Source organism: Gordonia aichiensis, from assembly GCF_039946255.1.
Classification (GTDB): domain Bacteria; phylum Actinomycetota; class Actinomycetes; order Mycobacteriales; family Mycobacteriaceae; genus Gordonia; species Gordonia aichiensis_A.
Map to the genome: position 1 here is coordinate 35,567 of NZ_JBCDWL010000024.1, position 21,748 is coordinate 57,314.

General features: G+C 69.1%; 19 protein-coding genes. 12 read left to right on the forward strand and 7 right to left on the reverse strand.

Annotated features, from left to right (window positions below; all coding sequences use genetic code 11):
- Positions 1-561: 561 nt before the first annotated feature.
- Together AAFO60_RS19455 and uvrB are read right to left on the reverse strand one after the other, a co-directional pair.
- A complete protein-coding gene (locus tag AAFO60_RS19455; RefSeq protein WP_347957899.1) occupies positions 562-1,005 on the reverse strand; it encodes a universal stress protein in 444 nt (147 codons plus the stop codon).
- 78 nt (positions 1,006-1,083) lie between these two features.
- A complete protein-coding gene (gene uvrB, locus AAFO60_RS19460) occupies positions 1,084-3,237 on the reverse strand; it encodes an excinuclease ABC subunit UvrB (RefSeq protein ID WP_347957900.1) in 2,154 nt (717 codons plus the stop codon).
- Between the two features lie 188 nt (positions 3,238-3,425).
- On the opposite strand from uvrB, the gene AAFO60_RS19465 reads away from it, so the two are divergent.
- From AAFO60_RS19465 to AAFO60_RS19495, 7 genes are all read left to right on the forward strand, one after another.
- Positions 3,426-3,869 carry a VOC family protein gene (locus AAFO60_RS19465; RefSeq protein ID WP_347957901.1) on the forward strand — a complete coding sequence of 148 codons (444 nt, stop codon included), beginning with the start codon at positions 3,426-3,428 and terminating at the stop codon, positions 3,867-3,869.
- A 100-nt stretch (positions 3,870-3,969) separates the two neighbouring features.
- Positions 3,970-4,440, forward strand: a complete 471-nt coding sequence (locus AAFO60_RS19470; protein WP_347957902.1) for a Rieske (2Fe-2S) protein — start codon at positions 3,970-3,972, stop codon at positions 4,438-4,440.
- 124 nt (positions 4,441-4,564) lie between these two features.
- The gene (locus AAFO60_RS19475; RefSeq protein WP_347957903.1) at positions 4,565-6,019 is read left to right on the forward strand and encodes a class I adenylate-forming enzyme family protein; all 1,455 of its coding nucleotides are present in this window, start codon (positions 4,565-4,567) and stop codon (positions 6,017-6,019) included.
- Positions 6,020-6,150: 131 nt separating this feature from the next.
- Positions 6,151-8,010, forward strand: a complete 1,860-nt coding sequence (locus AAFO60_RS19480) for a DUF3556 domain-containing protein (RefSeq protein WP_347957904.1) — start codon at positions 6,151-6,153, stop codon at positions 8,008-8,010.
- On the forward strand, positions 8,007-9,449 hold the full coding sequence (locus AAFO60_RS19485; protein ID WP_347957905.1) for a phytoene desaturase family protein: 1,443 nt from the start codon (positions 8,007-8,009) through the stop codon (positions 9,447-9,449). Before AAFO60_RS19480 ends, AAFO60_RS19485 begins: the two co-directional genes overlap by 4 nt.
- Positions 9,446-10,693, forward strand: a complete 1,248-nt coding sequence (locus AAFO60_RS19490) for a PucR family transcriptional regulator (protein ID WP_347957906.1) — start codon at positions 9,446-9,448, stop codon at positions 10,691-10,693. The genes AAFO60_RS19485 and AAFO60_RS19490 overlap by 4 nt, the downstream gene beginning before the upstream one ends.
- A gap of 295 nt (positions 10,694-10,988) precedes the next feature.
- Positions 10,989-11,513 (forward strand): DUF402 domain-containing protein, encoded by a 525-nt coding sequence (locus AAFO60_RS19495; protein ID WP_347957907.1) that lies wholly within the window; start codon positions 10,989-10,991, stop codon positions 11,511-11,513.
- Between the two features lie 36 nt (positions 11,514-11,549).
- Here AAFO60_RS19495 and AAFO60_RS19500 read toward each other — a convergent pair whose 3' ends face one another.
- Positions 11,550-12,329 carry a TetR/AcrR family transcriptional regulator gene (locus AAFO60_RS19500; RefSeq protein ID WP_347957908.1) on the reverse strand — a complete coding sequence of 260 codons (780 nt, stop codon included), beginning with the start codon at positions 12,327-12,329 and terminating at the stop codon, positions 11,550-11,552.
- A gap of 143 nt (positions 12,330-12,472) precedes the next feature.
- Here AAFO60_RS19500 and AAFO60_RS19505 point away from each other — a divergent pair, with 143 nt between their 5' ends.
- The 3 genes from AAFO60_RS19505 (at position 12,473) to coaE (ending at position 16,034) form a co-directional block, all read left to right on the forward strand.
- The gene (locus AAFO60_RS19505; protein WP_424327115.1) at positions 12,473-14,221 is read left to right on the forward strand and encodes a DEAD/DEAH box helicase; all 1,749 of its coding nucleotides are present in this window, start codon (positions 12,473-12,475) and stop codon (positions 14,219-14,221) included.
- Positions 14,218-14,766: a hypothetical protein gene (locus AAFO60_RS19510; RefSeq protein ID WP_347957910.1), complete on the forward strand. Its 549-nt coding sequence runs from the start codon at positions 14,218-14,220 to the stop codon at positions 14,764-14,766. Before AAFO60_RS19505 ends, AAFO60_RS19510 begins: the two co-directional genes overlap by 4 nt.
- Before the next feature lie 332 nt (positions 14,767-15,098).
- Positions 15,099-16,034, forward strand: coding sequence for a dephospho-CoA kinase (coaE, locus tag AAFO60_RS19515; RefSeq protein WP_347957911.1), 936 nt, complete (start codon positions 15,099-15,101; stop codon positions 16,032-16,034).
- A gap of 89 nt (positions 16,035-16,123) precedes the next feature.
- Here coaE and dmpG read toward each other — a convergent pair whose 3' ends face one another.
- The 3 genes from dmpG to AAFO60_RS19530 are packed head-to-tail and all read right to left on the reverse strand — an operon-like array spanning position 16,124 to position 18,919.
- Positions 16,124-17,152 (reverse strand): 4-hydroxy-2-oxovalerate aldolase, encoded by a 1,029-nt coding sequence (gene dmpG / locus AAFO60_RS19520; protein ID WP_347957912.1) that lies wholly within the window; start codon positions 17,150-17,152, stop codon positions 16,124-16,126.
- Complete coding sequence (locus AAFO60_RS19525; RefSeq protein ID WP_347957913.1) at positions 17,149-18,111, reverse strand: acetaldehyde dehydrogenase (acetylating); 963 nt, start codon at positions 18,109-18,111, stop codon at positions 17,149-17,151. Before AAFO60_RS19525 ends, dmpG begins: the two co-directional genes overlap by 4 nt.
- Positions 18,104-18,919 (reverse strand): 2-keto-4-pentenoate hydratase, encoded by an 816-nt coding sequence (locus AAFO60_RS19530; RefSeq protein ID WP_347957914.1) that lies wholly within the window; start codon positions 18,917-18,919, stop codon positions 18,104-18,106. The genes AAFO60_RS19525 and AAFO60_RS19530 overlap by 8 nt, the downstream gene beginning before the upstream one ends.
- A gap of 81 nt (positions 18,920-19,000) precedes the next feature.
- On the opposite strand from AAFO60_RS19530, the gene AAFO60_RS19535 reads away from it, so the two are divergent.
- Both AAFO60_RS19535 and AAFO60_RS19540 read left to right on the forward strand, forming a co-directional pair.
- Positions 19,001-19,804 (forward strand): IclR family transcriptional regulator, encoded by an 804-nt coding sequence (locus tag AAFO60_RS19535; protein WP_347957915.1) that lies wholly within the window; start codon positions 19,001-19,003, stop codon positions 19,802-19,804.
- 149 nt (positions 19,805-19,953) lie between these two features.
- Entirely contained in the window at positions 19,954-20,598 is a 645-nt protein-coding gene (locus AAFO60_RS19540) for a PadR family transcriptional regulator (protein WP_347957916.1), read from the forward strand.
- A gap of 73 nt (positions 20,599-20,671) precedes the next feature.
- On the opposite strand, the gene AAFO60_RS19545 is transcribed toward AAFO60_RS19540, so the two are convergent.
- Positions 20,672-21,742 (reverse strand): MFS transporter, encoded by a 1,071-nt coding sequence (locus tag AAFO60_RS19545; RefSeq protein ID WP_347957917.1) that lies wholly within the window; start codon positions 21,740-21,742, stop codon positions 20,672-20,674.
- Between the last annotated feature and the right edge of the window lie 6 nt (positions 21,743-21,748).

Here is a 21,748-nt window from a genome sequence, read left to right on the forward strand (position 1 = left end):
GAGTAGCGACCAAGCGAAGCGAGGACTCCCCAGGCTGGTCGAGTAGCGACCGAGCGAAGCGAGGCCACGTATCGAGACCCCCGAGTCTCGATACACTCGCTCACTCCGTTCGCGGGCTACTCGACCACCCTGAAGAAGCTCACCCGAAGCCAAGCACCAGACCCCACAGGCTGGTCGAGTAGCGACCGAGCGAAGCGAGGCCGCGTATCGAGACCCCCGAGTCTCGATACACTCGCTCACTCCGTTCGCGGGCTACTCGACCACCCTGAGGAAACTCGCCCGAAGCCAAGCACCAGACCCCACAGGCTGGTCGAGTAGCGACCGAGCGAAGCGAGGCCACGTATCGAGACCCCCGAGTCTCGATACACTCGCTCACTCCGTTCGCGGGCTACTCGACCACCCTGAAGAAGCTCGCCCGAAGCCAAGCACAAGACCCCACGGGCCGGTCGAGTAGCGACCCAGCACAGCGAGGCCGCGTATCGAGACACCCGGGTCTCGATACACTCGCTCACTCCGTTCGCGGGCTACTCGACCATCCTGAAGAAGCGCGGCGCAACCCTCCTACGTGGTGTGAACGATCAGCACGTCGCAGGCGGCCTTGCGGGCGACGTCCGCGGGCACCGAGCCGAGCAGGCGGCCGGCGATGGAGTTGAGGCCCTTGTTGCCGACGACCAGCAGGTCGGCCTGCACGTCGACGACCAACTGCAGCAGCGCGTCGACGGGTGCCCCCTGCACCGCACGCTGCACCACCTTGGTCGCTCCGGCGGCGATCGCGCGCTCCTTGGCGGTGCGGAGGATCTCTTCGGTGGGCGAGGATCCCATCACCTGGTAGGCCTCGTCGCCCAGTGAGTCCGACGCGGCGCTGGCGCTGCGGCCGTCATTCGGGAAGTAGGCGCAGGCGATGACGACGGTGGCGTCCTTCGCGATGGCACCGGCACGCTCAACGGCCTTCATCGACGACTCGGATCCGTCCGTGCCGACCACAACCGTGGTGTAACCGCTCATGCTTGTGTTTCCCTCCAGATGTGAAGTGGGTATGCCCTTCTCGACATGAACATACCCCGACGACCGTGCAGGTCTGCGTTACTTGATACCCGCAGCGTCCATTCCGCGCAGTTCCTTCTTCAAATCCGCGATCTCATCGCGCAGTCTGCCCGCCAGCTCGAACTGCAGGTCGCGCGCCGCATTCATCATCTGATCAGTGAGTTGTTGTACGAGATCGGCCAATTCGGCGCGTGGCATCCCCGATGTGTCGCGGTTCTCGAACACCCCGGACGATGCGACCTTGGACACTTCTCCCTGCGCTCGACGCCCCCGGCTCGCATTCCGGCCCGAACCGCCGACCTCGACGGCGTCCTCCGCTTCGGCGTACACCTTGTCGAGGATGTCGGCGATCTTCTTGCGCAGCGGCTGCGGGTCGACGCCCATCTCCGTGTTGTAGGCGATCTGCTTGGCGCGTCGGCGGTCGGTCTCTTCGATGGCATTCGCCATCGAATCGGTGATCCGGTCGGCGTACATGTGCACTTCGCCGGACACGTTGCGGGCGGCGCGACCGATCGTCTGGATCAGCGACGTGGTGCTGCGGAGGAAGCCCTCCTTGTCGGCATCGAGGATCGCGACGAGCGACACCTCCGGCAGGTCGAGGCCCTCGCGCAGCAGGTTGATGCCGACCAGGACGTCGTACTCGCCGGTGCGCAGTTGCCGCAGCAATTCGACGCGCCGGAGCGTGTCGACCTCCGAATGCAGATAGCGCACCCGGATCCCGAGCTCGAGCAGATAGTCGGTGAGGTCCTCCGACATCTTCTTGGTGAGCGTGGTGACGAGCACGCGTTCGTCGCGTTCGGTGCGGTCGCGGATCTCGTGGACCAGGTCGTCGATCTGTCCCTTGGTGGGCTTGACGACGATCTTCGGGTCGAGCAGGCCGGTCGGTCGAATCACCTGTTCGACGAACTCTCCGTCGGACTGACCGAGCTCGTACGCGCCGGGGGTCGCGGACAGGTACACGGTCTGCCCGACGCGGTCGACGAACTCATCCCAGGTCAGCGGCCGGTTGTCGACGGCCGACGGCAGCCGGAAGCCGTACTCGACGAGGTTCCGCTTGCGCGACATGTCGCCCTCGTACATGGCGCCGATCTGGGGGACGGTCACGTGCGACTCGTCGATGACGAGCAGGAAGTCGTCGGGGAAGTAGTCGAGCAGCGTGGCGGGCGCGGTTCCCGGGCCTCGGCCGTCGATGTGCCGCGAGTAGTTCTCGATGCCCGAGCAGAAGCCGACCTGCCTCATCATCTCCAGGTCGTACGAGGTGCGCATCCGAAGGCGCTGCGCTTCGAGCAGTTTGCCCTTGGCCTCCAGGTCGGCGAGGCGTTCTTCGAGTTCGGTCTCGATCCCCTCCATCGCCTTCGCCATCCGTTCCGGCCCGGCGACGTAGTGCGTGGCGGGGAAGATCCGCAGCGAATCGACCTTGCGCACCACATCACCGGTGAGGGGATGCAGGTAGTAGAGGGCGTCGACCTCGTCGCCGAAGAACTCGATCCGGACCGCGAGCTCCTCGTAGGACGGGATGATCTCGACGGTGTCGCCGCGGACCCGGAAGCTGCCGCGCGTGAACGACATGTCGTTGCGCGTGTACTGGACGTCCACCAGCAACCGCAGCAGCGCGTCACGGTCGATGGTGTCACCGATCGACAACTCCACCGATCGATCGAGGTACGACTGCGGAGTTCCCAGGCCGTAGATGCACGAGACCGACGCGACCACCACGACGTCGCGCCGCGACAGCAGGCTCGATGTCGCCGAGTGACGCAGCCGCTCGACGTCGTCGTTGATCGAGCTGTCCTTCTCGATGTAGGTGTCGGTCTGCGCGATGTACGCTTCCGGCTGGTAGTAGTCGTAGTACGAGACGAAGTACTCGACGGCGTTGTGCGGCAACATCTCTCGAAGCTCGTTCGCGAGCTGGGCGGCCAGCGTCTTATTCGGCGCCATCACGAGGGTGGGCCGTTGCATCCGTTCGATCAGCCACGCTGTGGTCGCGGACTTGCCGGTGCCCGTGGCACCGAGCAGGACGATGTCGCGCTCGCCTCGGTTCAGCCGCCGCTCGAGGTCGGCGATGGCGGTCGGCTGGTCACCCGCGGGCTCGTACTCGCTGACGACCTCGAATTTCGCATCGGTGCGTTCGATCTCGCCGATCGGCCGGAACTCCGAGTGCGCGACGACCGGTTTCTCCGCTGGAAATGCCATGCCCCCAGGGTAGACGCGAGGTACGACAGTCTCCCGCCGTCGCCGACGCCGCGACCGCCCCGGACGGTGTCGCCACCCCGGAAACGACCGCGGCCGCGAAACCTCCCGCACTAGACTGGCCGCCAGAACGCCCCGCCCGGCCGAGCGCACCGCGTCCGACGGGCCGACCCCTGACGGACGGACGATCGATGCCCGAGCCCACACCTCCCCCACCGATCACGGCGATCACCCTCGGAGTCCGGGACGTCGCCGCGTCCACCGACTTCTACTGCACCGGCCTGGGGTTCGGTCTCATCCACGCGGTTCCCGGCGAGATCACCTTCGTGCAGGCGGGTCCGGGCTTGATGCTCGCGCTGTGGAACGTCGCGTCGATGCCGAGCGAGTACGGCGCCGTGGGACACGGCTCCCTGGCGCCCCCGATGTCGCTGGGTCACAATGTCGCCGACGCTGCGACCGTTCAACGGATGTACGACGTCGCGGTGGCCGCGGGAGCGACGTCGATCAATCCCCCTACGGCCCAGTCCTGGGGCGGTACCAGCGCCTGTGTCGCCGACCCGGACGGATTCCGGTGGGACTTCGTCTTCAATCCGGCCTTCCAGGTGGACCCCGACGGGACCGTGCGCGGCGTCTGAGGTTCCGCCGCGGCGCGGCTCTCAGCAGATTCCCGGCGAGTTGCGCCATCATGGGGACGCACGCCGACACCGAATCCGATCAAGGAATGAGGACCCGCCGATGACCTCGTCCAGCCCGACCTCCGAGCACTCCGCCGCCGACGACTCGCCGACACCGCCTCGTCCCGTCTCGCGCCGCGGATTCGTGGCCGGGGCCGGCGCGGTGATCGGTGCCACCGCCCTCGGCGCGACGTTGACCGCGTGCGGCACCGAGCCGCAGCAGGCGACGCTCACCCCGCCCTCCGGCGCCCCGGCGGGGACCTTGGCCGCGGCGTCGGACATCCCGGTCGGCGGCGGAGCGATCGCCGGCGAAGTGGTGATCACTCAGCCGACGGCCGGTCATTTCGAAGCGTTCACGGCCAAGTGCACGCACGCCGGCTGCGCCCTGACCGCGGTCCGCAAGGGCACCATCGACTGCCCGTGTCACGGGAGCAAGTTCCACCTCGACGGAAGCGTCGCCAACGGCCCCGCCGACCGGCCGCTGACCGAGGTCGCGGTCCGGGTCGACGGCCCCAACATCGTGCGCGCCTGACGGTCGAGCGGCTGTTGTGCTCCGGGCACAACGGCTGCCGCCAAGTCTGGCTCCGCGGACCGTAGCCGCACGCCGAACACCTTCGTAGTGTTGTCCATCACAGCACTCATGAAAGGTGACCCCAGTGACTTCAAGCCCGTCGTACTTCCCATGGGACAACGCCGACCGGGGCGATGCCCGATGCATTCGAGACGATCGCGGTGGGTTCTCGTACGCGGAGTTCGCCGATCGGGTGGACGGCGTCGCAGAGCAGTTAGCCGCCGCGGGCGTCGGATCCGGGGACGTCGTGGCCACCGTGCTGCCGAACCGCGCCGAACTCATCCTGGTGATCGCCTCGGCCTGGCGGCTCGGTGCAATCGCGACCCCGGTGAATCCGGCATTCACCGACGAGGAGGCGGCCTATCAACTCGACGACGCGGGGGTCCGCGTCGTCGTCTCCGACCGCCCGATCGCCGGGCGCCTCGTCGTGGACGTCGCCGACCTGGCCGAGCATGCGAGCCCTTCATGGGCTCCGCCGACCCCGCCGGCGGCCGACGACGTCGCGCTCCTGATCTACACCTCCGGATCCACGGGGCGACCCAAGGGAGTGCAGCTGACCCACGCGAACCTGCACTTCATGGCGGCTTCGATGGTCCAGGTCCTGAAGCTCACCTCCGCCGACCATGCGCTGCTGATCCTGCCGCTGTTCCACGTCAACGCGATCTGTGTCAGCGTCCTGGCCCCCTTCCTGGCCGGCGGCCAGGTGAGTGTCACCGGCAAGTTCTCGGTCGGCAGGTTCTTCGACGACGTCGCCGCCCTGCGACCCACCTACTTCTCTGCGGTTCCGACGATCTACGCGCTCCTCGTCTCATCGCCGCAGGCGGTCGACGCCGACCTGTCGTCGGTGCGTGCCGCCATCTGCGGTGCCGCTCCCATCTCGCGGGAGCTCCTCGCGCTGGTGCAGGAGCGGTTCCCGTTCCCCGTCCTCGAGGGATATGGACTCACCGAAGGCACGTGCGCATCGGCGTGCAATCCGCTGGACGGGCCCCGCAAGCTGGGTACCGTCGGCCCGGCGCTGCCCGGCCAACAGATCACCATCGTCGACTCCGAGGGACACGAACTGGCCCCCGGCCGGCCGGGAGAAGTGGTGATCAGCGGTGCATCGGTGATGCGCGGGTACCTGAACCGTCCCGAAGCCACCGCCGCGACGGTCGTCGACGGTCGCCTGCACACCGGTGATGTGGGTGTGCTCGACGAGGACGGCTACCTGACGCTCGTGGATCGGATCAAGGACATGATCATCCGGGGCGGCGAGAACATCTATCCCAAAGAGATCGAGGCCGCGCTCGCGACTCATCCCGCAGTCCTCGAATGCGCGGTGGTCGGCGCCCCCGACGACCTGTACGGCGAAGTCCCGGTCGCCTACGTCGTCAGGCATCCCGGGGCGACCGCCGACTCCGACGATCTCACCGAGCACCTCCGGACCCGGCTGGCCCGAGTGAAACTGCCCCGCACGGTCCACCTCCTGGACGAGTTGCCTCGCAACCCCGTCGGCAAGATCGACAAACCTGCACTACGACGGGAGTTCGTCGCCGGCTGATCCCGGGTCGACACCCCGACGACACCCTCATCCCCCACCTCGCACGACCCGCTCGGGTCGCGGCGACGGTACTCCCTTGCCCGGATCGGCCTCTCGAAGCCGGGCCTCCCCTGCACGATTGGAGATTCATCATGGGACTCACCCAACCGGACTTCCCGCCGGTCGACCCTACGACCTTCATGGACAAGCCCTTCCTGGAACGACTGCGCGTCCTCGGCGCCCACTGGGCCGAGTACGGCTTCGGCACCCAGAAGATGGTGCACGTCATCTACCTGGTCAAGGTGCTGGTCCTGTACATCGGCGCCGGCGTGAGCGTCGCGGCACTGACCTCCGGCCTCAACCCGCTGCACGTGTCGGAGTGGTGGAACCAGCCGGTGATGTACCAGAAGCTGGTGCTCTGGACGCTCCTGCTGGAGACCCTCGGCATCGGCGGGTCCTGGGGGCCGTTGGCGGGGCACTTCAAGCCGATGACCGGCGGCGCACTGTTCTGGCTGCGTCCGGAGACCATCCGGCTGCCTCCGTGGCCGGGTCGGGTCCCCTTCACCAAGGGTGATTCTCGGACCCTGTTCGACGTCGCGGTGTACACGGCGATCCTCGTCAATCTGGTCGTCGCGCTGGTGTTTCCGACCGTGCACACCGCTGCTCTCGACCAACTGGTCGCCGGCAACCACGGCCTGGTGAATCCGACGGTGCTGTACTCCTATCTCGCGTTGATGGTGGTCCTCGGCCTGCGCGACAAGGTCCCGTTCATCGCGGCCCGCTCCGAGCAGTACCTGCCTGCGGTCGTGTTCTTCGCCTTCCTGCCCTTCGTCGACATGATCGTCGCGCTGAAGCTGCTGATCGTGATCGTCTGGGTCGGCGCCGGAGTGTCGAAGATGGGTCGTCATTTCACCAACGTCATTCCGCCGATGCTCTCCAACACGCCCTGGCTGGGAGTGAAGGCGATCAAGCGGATGCACTACCGTTCGTTCCCCGACGACATGCGCCCGTCTCGGATGGCCGGACTGATCGGCCACGTCCTGGGCACGCTCGTCGAGATCGTCACCCCGCTGATCCTGCTGTTCTCCACCAACCGCACCGTGACCCTGCTGGCCGTGATCTTGATGGTGGCCTTCCATCTGTTCATCTTCTCCACGTTCCCGCTCGCGGTGCCGCTGGAGTGGAACATCCTGTTCGGCTACACCACGGTCTTCCTGTTCTGGGGCTTTCCCGCCGAGCAGGGCTTCGCCGTCACCGACTTCTCATCGCCATGGCTGCCGGCGCTGATCGTGGCCGCGCTGGCGTTCTTCCCCGTCCTGGGCAATCTGCGACCCGACCTGGTGTCGTTCCTGCCGTCGATGAGGCAGTACGCGGGCAACTGGGCGTCGGCGTCGTGGGCGTTCGCGCCGGGCGCCGAGGAGAAGCTGAACCAGCACGTGGTGCGGGCCTCTCAGAACACCAAGACCCAGCTGATGGCCGCCTTCCCCGAGGACGTCGCCGACGTGGTGATGCACCAGATGATGGCCTGGCGATCGATGCACAGCCAGGGCCGCGGCCTGTTCTCGGTGCAGCTGCGCCATCTGGGCGAGGACCGGTTGAACTCGTACACCCTCCGTGAAGCCGAGTTCGCGTGCAACTCCCTGGTCGCCTTCAACTTCGGTGACGGTCATCTGCACGATGTGAAGATGATCGAGGCGCTGCAGCGACGCTGCCAGTTCGCCCCCGGCGAGTTCACCGTCGTCTGGGTCGAGTCGCAGCCCATCCACCGCGGCACGCAGGACTACCTGATCATGGATGCAGCGCTGGGCGTCGTCGAGCGCGGCAGCTGGCGGGTCGAGGACGCGGTCGAGGAGCAGCCCTGGCTGCCGAACGGTCCGATTCCGGTGACCGTCACCTGGCGCCGAGACTTCGGCGGTTCGGCCACGGGCATTGACGCCTACACCACCGTCGACCAGGCTGGTTCCGTGATCTCCTCCACCGATTCCGAATCGCGTCTCGGGAGCCTCGGATGACGACCGCCGTCGTGGTCGGTGGCGGACCCAACGGGCTCGCCGCCGGCCTGCATCTGGCCCGTAACGGCGTCGACGTGCAGGTCCTCGAGGCCGCTGACACCGTCGGCGGTGGCGCCCGCTCCGCCGAGCTGCTGGCACCCGGAGTCATCCACGACATGTGCTCGGCGTTTCACCCGATGGGCGTCGGCTCCCCGTTCTGGGCCGAGGTGGATCTGGCCCGGTACGGTCTGCGGTGGCGGTGGCCGGAGATCGACTGCGCCCACCCGCTCGACGACGGCCCGACCGGCCTGCTGTACCGATCGATCGAAGAGACCGTCGCCGGTCTGGGCGCCGACGGCCGTCGGTGGCGGGCGATGTTCGGTGATCTCACGCGCAACTTCGACGCCCTCGGTCAGGACCTGCTGCGTCCCATCGCGAACGTGCCCTCCCATCCGCTCGAACTCGCCGCCTTCGGTCCGCGGGCCCTGCTGCCGGTCGCCCTGGCGGCCAAGGCCTTCCGCACCCCCACCGGCCGGGCGCTGTACGGCGGGATCGCCGCCCACGTGTACACGAGCTTCGGCCGTCCGCTCACCGCCTCCCTGGGTCTGATGATCACCGCGAGCGGTCATCGCTACGGCTGGCCGGTCGCCGAAGGCGGCTCCGGCGCCATCACGCAGGCCGCCGCCGCGGCCCTGCTCGATCACGGCGGCAAGATCGACACCGGCGTCGCGATCACATCGCGCCGCCAGATCCCCGACGCCGACATCGTGATCCTGGATCTGTCGCCTGCCCAGGTGCTCGCGCTGTACGGGGACCTGATGCCGGCCCGGATCCGCCGCGGGTACGCCCGCTATCGGGTCGGCTCGGCGGCGTTCAAGGTCGACTTCGCGATCCACGGGGACATCCCCTGGCGCGATCCCGACTGTGCCCGCGCGGGGACCGTTCACGTGGGCGGTTCCTTCGAGGAGATCCGTCGGGCCGAGCACCTGCGGGACCGCGGAACGATGCCGGAGCGGCCCTTCGTCCTCGTCGGGCAGCAGTATGTGGCCGACCCGTCCCGCAGTGCGGGCGGAATCAACCCGGTCTGGTCGTACGCGCACGTCCCGGCCGGGTACACCGGCGACGCCACCGAGTCGGTGATCGCGCAGATCGAGCGGTTCGCCCCCGGCTTCCGCGACACGATCGTCGGGGTCAAGACGACGACGGTCCCACAGATGGCGCAGTACAACCTCAACTACGCCGCAGGCGACATCCTCGGCGGCGCCAACGACGGGCTGCAGATGCTGCTGCGCCCGCGCACGGCGATCGACCCGTACTTCACCGGCGTCGACGGCGTCTTCCTGTGCTCGCAGTCGGCCCCGCCCGGGCCCGGAGTACACGGCCTGTGCGGCATGCACGCCGCCGAGTCGGCGTTGCAACGTCGTCGCCGGAACGGCCGCCGACGGAGCGCGCGCCGATGACCGACCTGATTCGTTCGCGGGCGTCGACCGTCGGTCGAGAACTGGGCGCCGATCAACTCCAACTCTCGGCGGAGGTCTCGACGACGCTGGCACGCGGCATCTCTTCGTTGAACGGCGACCCTGCTCTCGTCGAGATGCTCGGAGCAAGCGTCGAGGGCAATGTCGCGAACATCGTGCACGTGTTGGCCAACGACATACCGATCGCCCATCTGCAGCCGCCGACTGCGGCGGTCGAGTACGCGCTGCGTCTGGCCCAACGCGACATCCCGTCGAACGCGCTGGTCCGCGCTTATCACATGGGTCAGAACGTGGCCCTGCAGCGCTGTTACGAGATCGTCGCCCGGATGGCGCTGACCGCGGCGGAGACCGTGGAGTTGACCGCCTACATCTCCGAGGTGCTGTACTCGTACATCGACTGGATCACCGCGAAGGTGTTCGCGGCGTACGAGGACGAACGCCGCCGGTGGATCGGAACGCAGGGCACCGTCCTGTCGTCGACGGTGCACAATCTGCTGGCCGCCCCCGACACGGCGCGCGCGACCTTCGAACGCGAGACGGGCTATCGACTGGACCGCGACCATCGGGCGCTGATCATCTGGCTCGACGAGCAGACCGGGGCCGAGCTGGCCGACCTGGACCGCGAGGCCCGTCGGCTCGCGGCGATCCTGGGATCGGACGGCACCCCGCTGCTGGCGCCGATGGACGGCTCCACCCTGTGGGTCTGGATCCCGTTCGCAGGCCACGGATCTCACGCCGACCCAGCGACTGCGCTGCGGTCGGCAGGGCTGCCCGACGGTGCCCGCGCCGCCCTCGGATCAGCGGGTTGGGGCGCCCACGGCTTCTGCCGCACGCACGAGCAGGCGCGGGCCGCGTTCCGGGTCGCGACCGTCCCGGACAGTCCCACCGGGCCCGTCGTCGACTACGGCGACCGCGGCATCGCCATCGCGTCCATGCTGGCCCAGGACGTGGCCGCGACCCGCTCGTGGGTTCGGGAGATCCTGGGCGGTCTCGCCGAGGACAACGCCGCGGTCGCTCCGTTGAGGGAGACCCTGGCTGTCTTCCTCGACACCGCCGACAGTCATGTGCGGACCGCCGAGCGGTTGAACATGCATCGCAACACCGTCAAGTACCGGATTGACAAGGCGTTGTCGATGCTGCGCACCGAACGCAGTCGGCTCGACCTCGCGCTGGCCCTGAACGCGTGCGAGTTCCTGGGACCGCTGGTCCTCGCTCCGGCCCGCTGACCTGTCCCTTCCCACCCCTCACCTGGGAGCCTCTCTCGTGTCCCTGTTGACCGGCGATCTGCGCAACAGCGACGATGTGGCCCGCGTGGTCGCCACCGCCCGAGGCGCCTTCGCGACGCGGCCTCGGTCCTGCTCGCCGCACCTTCGAGGTGACCGGTGACTGCTTCATCGACGCGACCTGGTGCGCGGTGCAGCATCGCCGATCTATCGGTGAGCGAAGGAACCGAGCCGCTGGAGTGCGACTTCTTCGTCGTCGCTCCACCCGCGGACGGAGCCGTCATGACAAGCTGGCCCCATGTCCGCAGATCTGCACCCGCCCAAGCGGGAGGTGTTCGACGTCCCGGCGATGACGAACACCGACAACAAGGGGTTCGTCCGGCCAGTCGCCGAGTACCGCGTCACCGACTACGGCCTGTACATGTCACGTACCGCCGACCACGCCCATTTCACCCACTTGGAGAGCTGGCTGCTGCCCTCACTGGGGTTGCGCGCCAACATCTTCCACTTCGTGGAGGGGTACCGCGAGGGGCAGCGGCTGTACTTGGACATCGGTGAGTTCTCGGGTCCGGACGGCGACGGCCGGTGGCACGCGGTGGACTGGTATCTCGACCTCGTCGACCGGCGCGGCGAGCCGCTGGAGCTGATCGACATCGACGAGGTGTTCGCCGCGCACGCCGCCGGTCTGCTCAGCACCGCCGACGCCGAGGACGCCGTGCAGATCGCGACCGCGACGATGACGGGCGCGGCCCGCGTCGGCGGCGTTCAGGAGTGGCTCGACGCGCAGATCGGCGAGCCGATGAGGTGGCTGGACCGCACGTGAGACGGCGTGCGCGGCCCTGAGGAGTCCGCCCAGCACTCAGCGCCGGTCGGCGACGATCCCGTCGATCAGCCGGGCCAACCCGTACTCGTAAGCGTGGTCGGCGTTACCGGGTCCAGCGAAGGCCTCGCCGACCGTCGCACCGACCCTCATCGACACCGGATACACGTCGGCCGACATGGCCTCGGCCAGCAGCGGCCCGGCGATCTCCCACCACTGCGCGTCGGTCATCCCCGAGTCCGCACGAGTGGCGACCTGGTCGATGCGAGAGCGCGCGTTGCCGGTGGCGAAGGCTCTCAGCGATGCGATGACGGCGTCGAGGCCGATGTCGTCGAAGGCCGGCCCCGACCGCTCGGCGGCCGTCGACAGCACCGCCAACTGCTGCTCGTAGCGCCGTGACGATCCCGGCCCGGGAATCGGCCGCCAGGCGGGCACGTCGAGCAGCCACGGATGCCGGAGCAGCTCGTCGCGGTACTGATCGGCGATCGAACGCAGCGCCTCGGCGAGCTCCGGGCCGGAGCCGTCGGCGGCGAGGAGGTCGTCGTCCTCGGCGGCCGCGGCGTCGACCATCAAGGCGATCAGCGCCTCCCGGTTGGGCACATAGGTGTACAAGCCCATCGGCTTGAGCCCGACCTGGGCGGCGAGGGTTCGCATGCTGAGCTGGGCCAGTCCATGCTCGTCGGCCAGCGCGATCGCGGCCTGCACCACCGCCGCGACGCTGGTGCGCTGACGCGGACCGCGCCGCGACGCACCGTCGTCCCCGCCGCCATGCCAGAGCAGCTGGGCAATCCGCCGAACGTCATCGGGCGTCTGCACCATTCTCGACACTCCTCTCCGTAACGTGTACGGTGTTAGTTCCGTACATCGTACGGTATCAGTTGACTCATCCTTCGAAGGACCCGCTGACCACTTCACCGACCGCCTTGCAGGCCACCTATCTGACCGACCGCCACGCCTTCGCGCTGTGGCGAGCCGACCACCCCGCGCCCGACGCCCCTGCACCCGACGCCCCTGCACCCGCCGGGTCGCCCACGCTCCGCATTCCGCTGCCGACCGGCTACGGACGCCGCAAGTCACTGCGTGCCGCCGACGTGGTCTGCCGGATCGTCGCGCCCGCCGAACTCCCGGCCGGCGACTCCCCGTCGCTGCGAGCGTGGCGATCGCTGATCGACGATCCGACCGCCGCCGTCGCGCTGCCGGCCGCAGCGCACGCGGTGCTGAACGAGGCGGGCGACGCGGTGGTCTCGAGCGCTCACTCCCTCGACGTCTTCGCCCGCACGGCCCGCGCGGCGGCCGAGCTGCACGCCGAGCTGCGCGACTACCAGCTGCGCGGGGTGACTTGGCTCGATGAGGTCTGCGCCGAGGGCGGCGGCGTCCTGGCCGACGAGATGGGCCTGGGCAAGACCCTGCAGACCATCGCCCACCTCGTCCACGCCGACCGCGGGCCGGCACTGGTCGTCTGCCCGACCGGTCTGGTGACGAACTGGCTGCGAGAGATCGGCCGATGGGCGCCGAACCTGCCCGCCGTCGACTACCGCGGCGGCACGCTCCCCGAGCTTCCCGATGGCACCTCCGTCGTCGTCACCGGCTACCCGACGTTGCGGGGCCACACGGCCGCGCTGACCGAGAAGTCTTGGGCCACCGTCGTCTTCGACGAGGCACAGGCGTTGAAGAACAGTCGGACACAGGTCTCGCGGGCGGCCCGGGCATTGGCCGCCGACGCCCGGATCGCCCTCACCGGCACCCCGGTGGAGAACAATCTCGACGAGTTGTGGGCGCTGCTCAACCTCGTCGCACCCGCCGCGTTCGGCAATCGGGCACTGTTCCGCAGGCGCTACGCCGCTCCGGTGCAGAGCGGTTCGGCGGAGGCGAGATCACGCATGCGCGATGCGATCTCCGGGCACGTGCTGCGGCGGACCAAGGCCGACGTCGCCGCAGGCCTCGGCCCCAAGATCGCCGTCGACGTGGAGTGCGACCTCACCGAGGAACAGGCCCGCCTCTATGACGCGGTGCTCGACGCGGCCGACGCCGAGGGATTCGGCACCGGCATGGCCCGTCGCGGGGCGATCCTCACCGCACTCACTCGCCTCAAGCAGATCTGCAATCACCCGGCTCTGGCCGGCGCCCGACGCGGCGCGGGCACGTTGTCGGGCCGGTCCGGAAAGCTCGACGTCTGCACCGACATGGTCGAGACCAATCTCGCCGCGGGCAGTCCCACCGTCGTCTTCACCCAGTACCGACAGACCGGTGACCTCCTGGCCGCGCACTTCGCCGCGACGATCGGCGAACCGGTGCCCTTCCTGCACGGCGGGCTCTCGCGCGCCGAACGCGACCGCATCGTCGACGACTATCAGGGCGGCCGCGGCAGCGGCGTGCTGATCGCGAGCCTGAAGGCGGCGGGCACCGGGCTCACCTTGACCCGCGCGGCCGACGTGATCCATTTCGACCGCTGGTGGAATCCGGCGGTGGAGTCGCAGGCCACCGACCGCGTGCACCGGATCGGGCAGGACCGCGTCGTGACGGTGACCACCCTGACCTCCGCCGGGACGCTCGAAGAGCACATCGCGGCCATGCACGCACGCAAGTCGGCGCTCGACCTCGACGCCGACGCCGGCGCCCTCGCGGTGCTGACCGAACTGTCCGACGAACGATTGCTCGCGGTTCTGCGCCGCAGCCGATCCGAGTCCGCCTCGGGAATGGAGACCGCATGACCGATCCGACCGCCGAGTTCGGGTACACCCGCTGGGGGCGCGACTTCCTGCGCATCGCCGAACCCACCGACGTCACCCGCCCCGAACCGCTGCTCCCCCGCGCCCGCTCGCTGGCCCGCAACGCGATGACCGACGTGCAGGTCGACGGCCGCCTGATCCGCGGCACCGTGGTGCGCGGCGGCGAGGCGTCGGTGGCCTACCTGGAATTCGCGCCGATGAGCAGGCAGTCGGCGCGGGCCGTCGCCGACGTCGTCGGATCCGCCCCCGGTCCGGCCGCCTTGACCGACGACGTCCACTCCCGTGTCGCCGACTCGTCGCCCGAACTCGCCGTCGTCGACTGCTCCTGCCGGGCACGCACCCCTCGCTGCGTTCACGTGCTGGCGCTGCTGTACGAGACGGTGCGCCGCGTCGACGAGGATCCGCGCACGGCGCTGACTCTGCGCGGCTTCCACGATGCTCTCGACGGTCCGGCAGACGACGGCGACGTCATCGAGCGCTGGACGCCGCTCACGGCGTTGGACCCGCAGTCGTTCTACGACGCGTAGCCGGCGACACCGGGCTCGGCCGCAGCGGCCGTCCTCGACCTCACCCGTGTGGCGTGCCGATCACGGGGGTGAAGGCCGTGCCGCCCTCGGCACCTCGGTCTGCTCGGCCGGTCAGGAGGCGCCCGGCCAGAGCACGACCACCCCGGCGGCCAGCATCAGAATGATCAGCACCCACGCCACGGCCGGAAAGTAATTCGTCTCACGCATGTCTCCATCCAAGCACTGTCGGCAACGGTCGCGGGCGTGGTCGGGCGGGGCGCCCCCGAATCGGGACCTTGCGACGCGCCCGGTCGGGCGACGGCGGCACGGCCGGTGTCTGACAGACTGGACCGGTGATCAGACTGGGGTTGACCGGAGGCATCGGGGCGGGCAAGTCGACCGTGGCCCGGACTTTCATCGAGCACGGCGCCTATCACGTGGACGCCGACCAGATCGCCCGCGAGGTCGTCGAGCCGGGCACGCCGGGGCTGGCGCAGCTCGCCGAGGCGTTCGGGCCGGAGATCGTCGGCGCCGACGGCGCGCTCGACCGACCCGCGCTGGCGGCCCGCGCCTTCGTCGACGACGAGCACCGCAAGCTGCTCAACTCCATCACGCACCCGTTGATCGGCGCGCGCACGCAGGAGCTCACCGACGCCGCCCCGGCCGACGCGATCATCCTGCACGACGTTCCGCTGCTGGTGGAGGGCCACATGGCACCCTTCTATCACCTGGTCGCGGTGGTGCACACCGACGCCGACGTGCGGCTCGACCGACTGGTCCGGCTGCGCGGCATGGACGCCGACGACGCCCGCGCCCGGATCGCCGCGCAGGCCACCGACGAGCAGCGTCGCGAGGTCGCCGACATCTGGCTCGACAATTCCGGAACGCCGGACGAACTCGCCGCGCAGGCGCTGCGGGTGTGGAACGAACGCCTGATTCCGCTGCGGGACAACGTGGCCGCCGGGACCTGCGTGAGCCTGCCGACGCAGGTCCGCGACTACGACCCGCAGTGGGAGGTGCTGGGCCGTCGGCTCGTCGGCCGCCTGTGGGCGCTGGCCGGGGCGAACGCGTCGGCGATCAGCCACGTCGGCCCGACCTCCGTGCCCGGTCAGAGTGCCGACGGCGTCATCGACATCGACGTCCGGGTCGCCGACCTCGACGCGGCCGACGCCCTCGCGGGCACGCTCGCGGCGGGCGGCTTCCCGCTCGCCGAGCGCCGCACCGGCGAGCGGTTGCACGGCAGCGCCGACCCGGGCCGCGCCGTGCGCGTGCACGTGCGCCCCGCCTGACGATTCCTCCACACGACCATCCGCGTAACACAACGGAGCCCGCGTAGTTCTGAACTACGCGGGCTCCGTTGTGTTACGCGGATACGTCGCTACGCGACCTCGCCGTCCCGTTCGGCGACGAGGGTGAGCGCGATGTCGACGATCATGTCCTCCTGGCCGCCGACGAGGCGACGCTCGCCGCAGACGGTGAGGATGTCGCGGACGTCGAGGTCGTAGCGCTTGGCCGCGGTCTCGGCGTGACGCAGGAACGACGAGTAGACGCCGGCGTAACCGAGGGTCAGGGTCTCGCGGTCGACGCGGACCGGCCGGTCCTGCAGCGGGCGGACGATGTCGTCGGCGGCGTCCTCGAGCTTGTTCAGGTCGCAGCGGTGCTCGAAGCCCGACAGGTTCGCCACGGCCACGAAGGGCTCGATCGGGCAGTTGCCCGCACCGGCGCCGTGGCCGGCGAGCGAGGCGTCGACGCGGTACACGCCGTTCTCGACGGCGACCACCGAGTTCGCCACCGACAGCGACAGGTTCTCGTGGGCGTGGATGCCGATCTGGGTCTGCGGATCCAGCACCTCGCGGTAGGCCTTGACGCGGGCGACGACGTCGTTCATGGTCAGGCGGCCGCCCGAGTCGGTGATGTAGACGCAGTGCGCGCCGTAGCTCTCCATCAGCTTGGCCTGCTGGGCCAGCTTCTCCGGGGTCGACATGTGCGAGAGCATCAGGAAGCCCGAGACGTCCATGCCGATCTCGCGGGCCGCCGCGATGTGCTGCGCCGAGACATCGGCCTCGGTGCAGTGCGTGGCGATGCGGACCGAGCGGACGCCCAGGTCCCAGGCGTGCTTGAGCTCTTCGACGGTGCCGACGCCGGGCAGCAGCAGCGTGGTGAGGCGGGCGTTCTTCAGAACGCTCGCGGCGGCTTCGATCCACTCCCAGTCGGTGTTGGAGCCCGGGCCGTAGTTGACCGAGCCGCCGGCCAGACCGTCGCCGTGTGCGACCTCGATGGCGTCGACGCCGGCGTCGTCGAGGGCGGAGACGATCCGCTTGACGTCGTCGGTGCTGATCTGGTGGCGGAGGGCGTGCATGCCGTCACGCAGGGTGACGTCCTGGACGAAGATGGGGGTGCCGGTCATGCGTTCGCTCCTTGGTCGGCCTTCACTGCGGCGATCCGCTCGGCGTACTGCAGCCCGGCGGAGGTCATGATGTCGAGGTTTCCGGCGTAGGCCGGCAGGTAGTGGGCGGCGCCCTCCACTTCGAGGAACACCGACACCTGGTGGGTCGGGGCCGACTCCGGGTCCTGCTTCATCAGGGTGTTGACCGGGGAGCCTTCGGCGATCTCGTTGATCTGCACCTTCTGCTTGAGGCGGTAGCCGGGCACGTAGGCGGAGACGTCGGCGACCATCTTCTCGACCGAGTTGCGGATCTGTTCCTGGGTGTCCAGGTCGGGGGCGTCGACCAGCGCGTACACGGTGTCGCGCATGATCAGCGGCGGCTCGGCCGGGTTCAGGATGATGATGGCCTTGCCGTTGCGGGCGCCGCCGACCTGCTCGATCGCCGCCGAGGTGGTCTCGGTGAACTCGTCGATGTTGGCGCGGGTGCCGGGGCCTGCCGACTTGGAGGCGATGGAGGCGACGATCTCGGCGTAGGCGACCGGCGCGACACGCGAGACGGCGGCGACGATCGGGATGGTCGCCTGTCCGCCGCAGGTGACCATGTTGACGTTCTCGGCGTCGAGGTGGTCGTCGATGTTGACCGCCGGGACGACGTACGGGCCGATGGCGGCCGGGGTGAGGTCGATCAGCCGCTTGCCGAGGGGCTGCAGGATCGACGCGTTGTACTCGTGGGCCTTGGCCGAGGTGGCGTCGAAGATGATCTCGATCTCGTCGAAGTTCGGCATCTTCACCAGCCCTTCGACACCCTCGGCGGTGGTCGGGACGCCGAGACGCTCGGCGCGGGCCAGGCCGTCGGACTCGGGGTCGATGCCGACCATCGCACCCATCTCGAGGTGCTTGGCGGTGCGCAACACCTTGATCATCAGGTCGGTGCCGATGTTGCCGGAACCGATGATGGCGACCTTCGTCTTATTACTCATGTGCGTTTCCTTCACTGAACTTCGCGACGACCGTGCCGAGACCGGTGATCTCCACGGTCACCTCGTCACCGGATTCGATCGGCCGCATGGGACCGAGGGCGCCGGACAGGATCACCTGTCCCGCGCGGAGCGGCTCGCCGAACTCGCGGGCCGCCTTGGCCAGCCAGACGACCGCGTTGAGCGGGTCGCCGAGGCAGGCCGCACCGTCGCCGGTCGAGACCTCCTCGCCGTTGATGAGCATCCGCATGCCGACCTCGACCGGCGAGAACTCGTCGAGGGTCTTGCGGTCGGTGCCGAGCACGTAGACGCCGGCGGACGCGTTGTCGGCGACCGTGTCGGCGAAGGCGATGTCCCAGCCGGCGATGCGGCTGTCGCAGACCTCGAGGGCGGCGACGCCGTAGTCGATCGCGTCGCGGATCTGCTCGACGTCGAGCGGGCCGTCGGCGAGATCCTTCTTGAGCACGAACCCGACCTCGGCCTCGGCCTTCGGCTGCAGCAGGCGGTCCATCGGGACCACCTCGTCGCCGCTGAAGGCCATGTCGTCGAACAGGACCCCGAAGTCGGGCTGGTCGACGCCCATCTGTTCCTGCACGGCGGCCGAGGTGAGGCCGATCTTGCGGCCGACGATGCGGGCGCCGCCGGCCACTCGACCGGCGGTGAGCCGTTCCTGGATGCGGTAGGCGGCGGGCAGGTCGGTGGGGCCGATGAGGTCCCGGACCGGCGTGCACGCCTGGCGGGTCTGCAGTGCGGTGAGAAGCCGCTGGGCCGCCTGGTCCTCGGCGACGTCGCGCTCAGTGGTTTCGGTCATGGTGACCATGCTCACCGCTGCCGTGCGAAGTGAGAAGCCCACCGTCTCGCTGAGCGAGACGGTGCCGCTTAGACTGGCCGTGTGCCCAGTTCAGCCCGTCCCCGCGCGCGCCACGACGAGTCCGGCGCGGTCGTCGACCGCGACACCGTGGTCGGCAAGGTCGTCACGATCCTGCGTGCCTTCACCGTCGACGACAACGAGCTCACCCTGGCCGAGCTGGTGCGCCGGACCGGACTGCACAAGGCCACCGTCCACCGGCTGGCGGGCGAACTGGTGGGCGTGCGCCTGCTGGATCGCACCGAGGTGGGCTACCGGCTGTCCGGGGGCCTGTTCGAGCTCGGGATGCTCGCCTCGGTGGAGCGCAGCCTGCTGGAGATCGCGATGCCCTTCCTGCAGGATCTCTACGCCCGCACCCACGAGACCGTGCATCTCGGGGTCGTCGACGGTCACGAGATCGTGTACGTCGCGAAGATCGGCGGGCACCGCCAGGCCACCGCCCCCTCCCGCACGGGCGGCCGGATGCCGCTGCACTGCACCGGGATCGGCAAGGCGCTGCTCGCTCACAGCGACCGGCGCCTGCAGCGCGAGGTGTTGAGCCGGCCCCTTGCGCGCCTGACGCCGCGCACGATCGTCGCCCCCGGCCTGCTGGCCCGCCAGCTCGACGCCATCCGGGAGACCGGGATCGCGTTCGAGTACGAGGAGTCCGCACCCGGCATCGGCTGCGTCGCCGCCCCGATCCTCGACGTCGGGGACAACTCGGTGGTCGCAGCGATCAGCGTGACCGGTCCCCTGACGCGGTACCGCCCCGAATCCCACGTCGACGCGGTGCGGGCCGCCGCGACCGGGATCGCCTCGACGCTCGATCGCCGCCGGGCGCTGCGCTGACCCACCGCGCCCTGCGCTGACCGTGCACCGGGCCGAATCCCCCGGCCCGTCGAATCCCGCCCACCGAATCCCCAGCCCGCCGAATCCCCAGCCCGCCGACTCCCCGTTACACCGGGGTCCGGTCCGGCCGAGTTGTTAATGTTGCGGACATGTCCGTCAATGAAGTCGAGTCCGATGACGGGGCGGAGACGTATCCGTCGCTGCCCGCGACCAGCTGGGCGGTTCTCGGCATGCTCACCCACGGTGAGGCGCTCACCGGCTACGACCTGAAGAAGTGGGCCGACTGGAGCATCGGCTACTTCTACTGGAGTCCGTCGGTGAGCCAGATCTACGCGGAACTGAAGAAACTCGAGAAGGCCGGCTTCGCCAGCTCGGAGATCGTCTCGGAACCGGGCGAGCGGGGTCGTCGCGTCTACCGGATCACCGAAGCAGGCACCCATGCGGTGCGCAACTGGTCCCGCGACGCGCCGGTGGAACAGCCGGTACTCAAGCACGGCGTGATGCTGCGCCTCTGGATGGGGCATCTCAACGACCCCGAACACCTCAAGCAGTTGGTGCACGCGCACATCGCGGACCTGGAGAAGCTCCGCGACAAGAGCATCGCGCGCAGCGGTCCGGCCCAGCTCGACCGCGCGTGGGCGTACACGGTGATGAGCCTTGAGTGGTCGTCGCGGTACTTCCAGGCGCAGATCGACCTGGCGAAGGATCTGCTGACCCGGATCGACCGCGCCGACGCCATCTACGCGGGTCGGGCCGACTATCCGCTCGACGCAGGCCCGGACCTCGAGGACTGAGGAGGACGCCGCCGGAAGCGAAGGGACCCGATGCCGGCCGGCATCGGGTCCCCATCTCTTCAAACCGTGGCGACTAGCCCGCGACCACATCCGGCGTCGCCGACGAGGACGGCACCGAGCTCGGGTCCTGGTCGGGCGCCATCCGGAACAGGGCGACGGCGCTGACCACGCTGATCGCGCAGATCACGACCATGTACACGGTGACGCCGGCCGATCCGCCCGCCTCGCCGACCAGCGCGGACGAGATGATCGGGGCCAGTCCGCCGCCGAGGATGGCGCCGACCTGGAGGACCGCCGACGTGCCCGAGTAGCGGACCGCGGCCGGGAAGGTGTCGGCGATGATCGCCCCCTGCACACTGTGCGTGATCGGGATGATCAGGCCCATCACCACGAAGGCGATCACGGCGACGAGCTCGTTGCCGGTGTTGAGCATCGGGAGGAAGACCACGCACCAGATGAGCAGTGCGACGGATCCGCCGACGAACATGTTGCGCCGGCCGCTGCGATCGGCCACCCCCGTCCAGAAGGGGATGGTCGCGAACCAGACCACCGCGGCCACCGACACACAGGTGATCAGGAACGAACGGTTGTAGTCGAGCTGTTTGGTGCCGTACGAGAGGGTGAAGACCATGAACACGTAGGCGACGGCCGAGTTGGCGACCATCAGGCCCAGCGTCAGGCCCATCCGGCCGAAGCCCACACGCATCGCCTCGCGCAGCGGGAAGGACTCCACCTTGCTGTGGCTGACGACGCGGCTGAACGACGGCGACTCCTCGATGTGCAGCCGGATCGCCAGTCCGACGGCGACGAGAACGGCGCTGAGCAGGAACGGGATACGCCAGCCCCAGGCGTCGAACGCCCCGGTCGGCATGAAGGCGTTGGTCGTCAGGAAGACGATGTTCGCCAGCACGAGCCCGGCGGGCGTGCCCATCTGCGGGAAGCCCGCATACAGGTTCCGCTTGTCTGCGGGTGCGTGCTCCATCGACATCAGCGTGGCGCCTGCGCCCTCACCGCCGAGCCCGAAGCCCTGCACCACGCGGAGCAGCACCAGCAGGATCGGAGCCCACACGCCGATCGTCGCGTAGTTCGGGATCAGGCCGATGATCGTCGAGGCGATGCCCATCATCAGCAACGACACGATCATGCCCGG